Genomic DNA, 6,290 nt, shown 5'->3' with positions numbered 1-6,290 from the left:
CCGTTCCCGGAATTCCCGGGCTTCGCCCTGTCGATCCCGATCGCCGTCAACCCGCCCGACCACACCGTCTACCGCAAGCTGCTCAACACCTACTTCACTGCTGCCCGGGTGGAGGCGCTGCGCCCGCGCATCGAGGCCTTCGTCGACGAGCACGTGACGGATCTGATCGAGGGCGGCCGCGGGGATGCCACTGCGGAGCTCGCCCTCCCGCTGCCTCAGCGGGTCCTCGCCGCGCTGCTGAACATGCCCGACGACACGTGGGACGTTCGTCGACAAGCTCCACCAGATCGAGGCGGTAGCGCACGAACCGGAGGCGCTGGGCGCGCTCGTCGCGAACCTCTGGACCGAGGACGTGATCGCGCTGGTCGAGCAGCGCCGCGCGCACCCGTTGGATCCCGAACAGGACCTGATGAGCGGCGTGCTCGCGGCCCGGGACGAGGCGGGCGAACCCTTCCCGCCGGAGGTCCCGATTGCCATCGGCGTCCAGCTGTTCGCCGCCGGGGGCGACACCACGACCCAGGCGATCACCGCGGCCCTTCACGAGATCGCCACCACTCCCGAGGACCAGCGCACACTCCGGACCGAGCCGGCGCTGATCCCGCAGGCCGTCGAGGAGTACCTGCGGCTGCACCCGCCGCTACACCAGCTTGCCCGCACCCTGTGCACCGACGTCAAGCTGCACGGGCAGACCATGTCCGAAAGTGACCTGGTGGCGCTGAGCTGGGCCTCGACCAAACGGGACGCCGACAAGTTCCCCGACCCGGACCGCTGCATGATCGACCGCACGCCCAACCGGCATCTGACCTTCGGCAACGGGCCCCACCAGTGCATCGGGGCGGGGCCCCGTTCGCACGGCTGGAGGTGCAGGCCACCCTGTCCAGGCTGCTCCAGCGCACCGGCTGGATCGAGCTGGACGGGGACCCGGTCCGAACCTACGGCGAACCCCTGCAGTCCGGGTTCTCACACCTGCCGTTGCGCTTCTGCGACCACGAACCGCGCTGACGCGCGGGCATCGACCGACGAGAGCCCCGTACGGGAAGAAGGAGACGATCGTGCCCGAACTCGATACCCTTAGCGGACTGGCGCTGCAGCAGACGTTCGTCCACGAGTCACCGAGGATCCGGGTCACCTTCTCCGCCGGGGCTCTCGGCTCGGTCCGCGCCGAGGCGAAGGCCCTTGGGCTCGCCCGACTGCTGGTCGTCAGCACGCCCGAGCAGCGGGATCTCGCCGACCGGGTCGCCGGCCTGCTTAACGGCCTAGCGGCCGGAGTGCACCCGCACGCCCGAATGCACGTTCCCGTCCCGGTGGCGCAGGCCGCGGTCGCCGAGGCCACCCGGCTGGGCGCCGACGGGCTCGTCGCAGTCGGCGGCGGTTCCACGATCGGGCTCGCGAAGGCGATCGCCCTGGAGTCCGGGCTGCCGATCATCGCCATTCCCACGACGTACGCCGGCTCAGAGATGACGTCGGTCTGGGGCCTCACCGAAGACGGCGCCAAGCGGACCGGGCGGGACGAGCGGGTCCGCCCGGCCACCGTCGTCTACGACCCCGAGCTCACCGCGAGCCTGCCGGTTCCGGTCGCGGTGTCCAGTGGGCTCAACGCCCTGGCGCACGCCGCCGAGGCTCTCTATGCACCGGACCGCTCCCCCGTGGTGTCCCTCATGGCCGAGGAGGGCGCGCGGGCACTGATCAGCGCGCTGCCCCGGCTGGTCGCCGACGGCTCTGCTGCCAAGGCGCGCGCGGCCGCCCTGTACGGAGCATGGCTGTGCGGCACCTGCTTGGGCGCGACAACGATGTCCCTGCACCACAAGCTGTGCCATGTCCTCGGCGGCACCTTCGACCTGCCGCACGCGCAGACCCATGCTGTGGTGCTGCCGCACGTGCTGGCCTTCAACCTCCCGCACGCTCCCGCGGCCGCCGCAGCCCTGAGTCGCGCCACGGGCGCTGCGGACCCGGCGCACGCGCTGTGGGAGTTCGGCATCCGACTCGGCTCGCCGGCCTCGCTGGCCGCACTCGGTATGCCGGCGACCGATGTCGAGATCGCCGTGGAACGGGCGGTCGCCGCGCCATACGCGAATCCCGTGCAGCCCACCGCGGAGGACATCCGTGGTCTGCTCCGTCGCGCCGTCGACGGGGCGCCGCCTCGCGCCTGAGCGGCGCACGCGGTGCAGGGTTCGTCGGAGCCCTGCGCGGGTACGCTGTTCCGGTGCTTGCCGATCCCGGCCGGGCGACGCTGCCCGGGCCTGACGCCGCGCGGCTCAAGAACGTGCTTTGTCACCAGGTGCTGTCCGGCCTCCACGCGCCGGGTGCCCGACTGTGCGCCGCGCAGGTTGAGCGGAGCCACCACGTGTCGGCGGCGGACGTTCGCGACGCCTTCGCGGCCCTCGCCGCGGAGGGGCTCCTACGGCTCACCGGGGACGACGCGGTGGTGCCCCACATCGACGCCGCGCGGCTCGCCGAGGTCGACGAGGTGCGGCGCGGGCTGCAGGAGGTCACGATCCGGCGGTTCGTCCGGCGCGCCTCGCCCGCCCAGCGTGCCGCGGTCCGCGCCGCCGCCGAGCGCTTCCGCACGCTCGTTGACTCAGCCGCGTCATCACCGGCCGCCCTCCGCGAGGCGTACGAGTGGTTCTATTACCTACTGCTGCGCGCAGCGGGCGGCCGCAACACGGTGGACCTTCTGCTGACGCTGCGCGAGGAGATCGGCCTGACCATGGCAACCGGTCTGCACGGGCCCGGTCGGGCGGCGAGCGTGGCCGACGAGCTGAACGCGATTGTCGCGGCCATGGAAGCTAACGACGTAGCCCGGGCGGTTGAAGTCGCGGACGCTCACCTCGACGCCCTGTCACGCTCCGCGCTGCACTTCTCGCGGGCGCGCTGACCCGAACCGCGGTGCACGCGCACCACCCGGTGTACGCGCACCACCCTAGGCCGACGGGCGGGCGACTCGACCGACGGTGAGATCAGGCGACTGTCGCGGCGCCGACGGCGCGGATACCTGCCGTCGCGGCAGCACGCAGGTGTGCCACTGTGGCCTCCGCCGCGGCGTCGGCGTCCCGCTCCTCGATCGCCTCGACGATCCGTCGGATCTCCTGGACCGACTCCCTCGGACGCCCCGGGTCTGACGACAGCGAGCTCGCCCGCAGCAAGCTCACGCGCGCGTGCAGCTGGGAGAGGCTGGCCCGCAGGGCCGAGTTGCCCGCCCCCTCGAGTAGCACCTCGTACAGCCGGTCCTTCTCGGCGAGTACGGCGGCGGTGTCGCCACCCTCCTCTACGAGATCCTCCAGTCGGGTCAGGGCGCGACGGAGGCGAACCACGTCCCCATCCTCCGCGCGCTGAACGAACCGGCGGACCAGATGCCCCTCGAGGACCTCACGCAGGTCGTACAGCTCCTCGGCCTCCTCGACCGACAGCGCGACGACGACCGCTCCCCGCTGCGGGATGGTCTTGACCAGTCCCTCGGCCGCCAACTCGCGCAGGGCCTCGCGGATCGTGGTGCGGGAGACCCCGGTCATGTCGATCAGCTCACGCTCGATGAGCCGCTGGCCGGGTGCGAACTGCATGGTGAGGATGGCATTGCGGAGCACATCCAGGACCTGAGTGCGCAAGGGAGCTGCAGCCCGTTCGATCTGGGCCGCCAGATTCGGTCCTGCCGCAGTCACCTCTTCAGCGTACCGCATGCTCGTCATACGGTCTCCGTTCCGCCTCCTACGTTCGCGGCGATCGCGTGACGACACCGCGGATCCATCCCGCCAGCAGGGCGACCGACTCGGCGCCGTTGGACTCCATCATGACGCCGTGGCCGTTTCCCCGGATGCCATACGCGGGCAGGTCGAGATGCTCCACGTCCACGCCGGCCCCGGCCAAGTGGTCCATCACGGCGCGGCCGATCCCGGCCAGCGGCGAGACCTCGGCGGTCACGACGGCCACCGGCACGTCGGCCAGGGCGGGCCAGGTGGCGGGCTCGTCCTGGGTGGGGGCGCGGTAGCCGGTTGGCGCTGCCGTCAGCCCGTACGCGAGCGAGTGCCCCCCGCCCCGGATGGACGCGAACGGCGGCCCGATCGGCTCGATCGCGACGATCGCCCGCACCAGGTCCGGGCGCCTGTCGGCGACCATCCACCCGGCCGGCGCCCCGGCGGAGTGGGTGACGAGCACGGCAGGGCCGACAGCCTCGAGTAGCCGGGTGAGCGCTTCGCCTTCCCGGGCGTGGGCGGCGGGCACGTCGGCGAGCATCGGCCCGGTCGGGGCAACGAGTTGTTCCACCACCGGGTCGCCCGCGTCCCGGCCCCCCGGCCATGCGGTCTGCCGGTCGGCCACTTCCGCCGGGGCGAACAGGCCGACGGCGCCCTCGTAGGTGAACGCGGGTCCCGGCGCTCCGAGCACGTCCGGATGCAGCGGGGACCTCCCATGGCCCGGACGGTCGGCCACGTGCACCGCGAACCCGGTATCCACGAACCGGCTCGCCCAGCCGGCACCGCCGTCGGGTGTGCCCAACCAGTCCGTCCCCTGCCCACCACCCCCGTGGATCAGAACCAAGGGATATGGCTCCGTGATGTGCTCGGGCGCCTCCCACTCCACGAACAACGGCCCGCACGGCAGGGTGCCCTCCGCGGAGGACACCCGACTGCCGGGTACCCAGTAGATCCCGCGCCGGGAGAGGCGGGCCGGGACCGCCGCGGGGTCCCAGCGCGGAGCGGGCGCCGCGGCCTCTGCGGGCTGCTCGAGGTGCGTGCCGACGTCTTCGCTCACGGCTGCTCCACGCCGAGTTCCAGCGTGGCCACCAGCCGGTACATCTGCTCGCGCAGCGCAAGGTTGCGATGGCCGGCGACCTGCCCGAAGTCCCGGAAGGCCCGCTCGAAGCGCTGGCCCTCGCCGAGCGCACTCGACCCGATGGTGCGCAACAACTCCTGCTCGACGGCCTCGTGGGCAACGACGCAGGCCTCCCGCACCACCGAGGCAAGCCGGAAGTCCTCGCGCTGGGTGAACGGCCGGATGCCGGCCGCGTTGTCCCGGCAGAGCTGCATCCACTCCTCGGCGGCCTGCAACACGGTCGCCTCGGCCATGCCGATCCGCGCGAGCGCCGCACCGTAGTGCCGCTGGTGGTCCGGGTCCTCAGTGCGAGGCAGGAAGGGCGGGAACATCGCGGGCTTGGCGCGCATCCAATTCGCGTACTCGTCGAGCGCGCTGTAAGCCCCGCCGACGATCGGGCCTGCCAGGGACAGTGTGAAGATCGTGAGCGCGCGGCCGCCGTACATCGGGTTGCGGTTGAGCTCCACCCCAGGCGCGCCGTGCTCGGCCGGGTAGTCGACCATGTCGACGCCCTCGATCACGAGATGTTCGGGGACGAAGGCACTGTCGAAGCGGATGGTGTCCGAGCCCGTGCTCTTCAGCCCCGCGAGTGTGCCCCAGACCCCGAGTCGGGTGAACGCGCTCTCCGGGGCGACGTAGAGGATCATCGTTGGCTCGCCGTCGTCCGGTGAAGCGAGCACCGCCTGCCCCATGAAGTGCGTCGAGTACGGGATACCCGAGCAGTACGCGACCTGCCCGGTCAGTCGATAGCCGCCCGGCACCCGCTCGGCCCTGACCGTCGGCGCGGCCACCGACGCGGCCCGGAACCCGGCGCCCGCCAGCAACTCCTCCTGCGCCTGCTCGCCGAACCAGGACCCGACCTGCAGCGCGTGGTTCGCCGTCAGGCACAGTCCCCAGGCCGCCCCGAGGCTCCCACGGCCGATCTCGATCATCACTCGTTGGAAGGTCGGGAGGCCCACCTCGAGGCCGCCGAACCGGCGAGGGATCAACATGCGATAGAACCCGGCCTCCTCGAAGGCCACGTGCAGCTCGGGCGAGTAGGTGGTCCGTTCCTCCGCCGCTGCCTGGTCGTCGATCAACTGCTGTCGGAGGCCTCGCGCTCGCGACACCAACTCCTCGGACGACACCTCGACGTCGTGCTCGATCGCCAATTCCGCAGTCACGCGACCTCCTCAGTGAGCTTCCGACTGACGATAGGATCGTATGACAACTCGGCCAGGATGTCAGGAGTGAATCNCGGCGAGGCGGTCGTGCAGATCCAGGCGTGCGGGGTCTGCCACACCGACCTGCACTACCGGGAGGGCGGGATCAACGACGAGTTCCCGTTCCTGCTCGGCCACGAGGCCGCCGGGATCGTGGAGTCCGTGGGCGAGGGCGTCACCGAGGTCGCCCCCGGCGACTTCGTCATCCTGAACTGGCGCGCGGTGTGCGGCGAGTGCCGGGCCTGCCGCAAGGGCAAGCCCTGGTACTGCTTCAACACCCACAAC

At 71.6% G+C, this 6,290-nt stretch carries 8 protein-coding genes; 4 read left to right on the top strand and 4 right to left on the bottom strand.

The window, feature by feature from the left end; genetic code table 11:
* Positions 1-276, bottom strand: a 276-nt coding sequence (locus ACFQH9_RS28960; protein WP_379571069.1) for a hypothetical protein, incomplete at its 3' end; no start/stop codon positions are given.
* Between the two features lie 76 nt (positions 277-352).
* On the opposite strand from ACFQH9_RS28960, the gene ACFQH9_RS28955 reads away from it, so the two are divergent.
* From ACFQH9_RS28955 to ACFQH9_RS28945, 3 genes are read left to right on the top strand one after another with little or no spacing between them, the layout of a single operon-like run.
* Entirely contained in the window at positions 353-1,075 is a 723-nt protein-coding gene (locus ACFQH9_RS28955) for a cytochrome P450 (RefSeq protein WP_379571067.1), read from the top strand.
* On the top strand, positions 1,053-2,150 hold the full coding sequence (locus ACFQH9_RS28950) for a maleylacetate reductase (RefSeq protein ID WP_379571065.1): 1,098 nt from the start codon (positions 1,053-1,055) through the stop codon (positions 2,148-2,150). The genes ACFQH9_RS28955 and ACFQH9_RS28950 overlap by 23 nt, the downstream gene beginning before the upstream one ends.
* Positions 2,151-2,203: 53 nt before the next feature.
* Positions 2,204-2,875 carry a GntR family transcriptional regulator gene (locus tag ACFQH9_RS28945; RefSeq protein WP_379571063.1) on the top strand — a complete coding sequence of 224 codons (672 nt, stop codon included), beginning with the start codon at positions 2,204-2,206 and terminating at the stop codon, positions 2,873-2,875.
* An 82-nt stretch (positions 2,876-2,957) separates the two neighbouring features.
* Here ACFQH9_RS28945 and ACFQH9_RS28940 read toward each other — a convergent pair whose 3' ends face one another.
* From ACFQH9_RS28940 to ACFQH9_RS28930, 3 genes are read right to left on the bottom strand one after another with little or no spacing between them, the layout of a single operon-like run.
* A complete protein-coding gene (locus ACFQH9_RS28940; protein ID WP_379571061.1) occupies positions 2,958-3,683 on the bottom strand; it encodes a GntR family transcriptional regulator in 726 nt (241 codons plus the stop codon).
* A gap of 19 nt (positions 3,684-3,702) precedes the next feature.
* Positions 3,703-4,743 (bottom strand): alpha/beta fold hydrolase, encoded by a 1,041-nt coding sequence (locus tag ACFQH9_RS28935; RefSeq protein WP_379571059.1) that lies wholly within the window; start codon positions 4,741-4,743, stop codon positions 3,703-3,705.
* Entirely contained in the window at positions 4,740-5,966 is a 1,227-nt protein-coding gene (locus ACFQH9_RS28930; protein ID WP_379571057.1) for an acyl-CoA dehydrogenase family protein, read from the bottom strand. Before ACFQH9_RS28930 ends, ACFQH9_RS28935 begins: the two co-directional genes overlap by 4 nt.
* A 57-nt stretch (positions 5,967-6,023) precedes the next feature.
* Here ACFQH9_RS28930 and ACFQH9_RS28925 point away from each other — a divergent pair.
* Positions 6,024-6,290 (top strand): alcohol dehydrogenase catalytic domain-containing protein (locus tag ACFQH9_RS28925; protein ID WP_465269545.1); only part of this gene is annotated, 267 nt, incomplete at its 3' end.

The sequence above is a fragment of the Pseudonocardia lutea genome, from assembly GCF_042658055.1.
In the GTDB taxonomy this organism is placed as follows: Bacteria; Actinomycetota; Actinomycetes; order Mycobacteriales; family Pseudonocardiaceae; genus Pseudonocardia; species Pseudonocardia lutea.
Note: the sequence above shows the minus strand (reverse complement) of the source record. Positions and strands in the feature narration are given on the sequence as shown.

Coding starts and splice junctions, on each gene's coding strand:
- ACFQH9_RS28940 (WP_379571061.1), bottom strand. CDS start 3,683: ATGACGAGCATGCGGTACGCTGAAGAGGTGACTGCGGCAGGACCGAAT.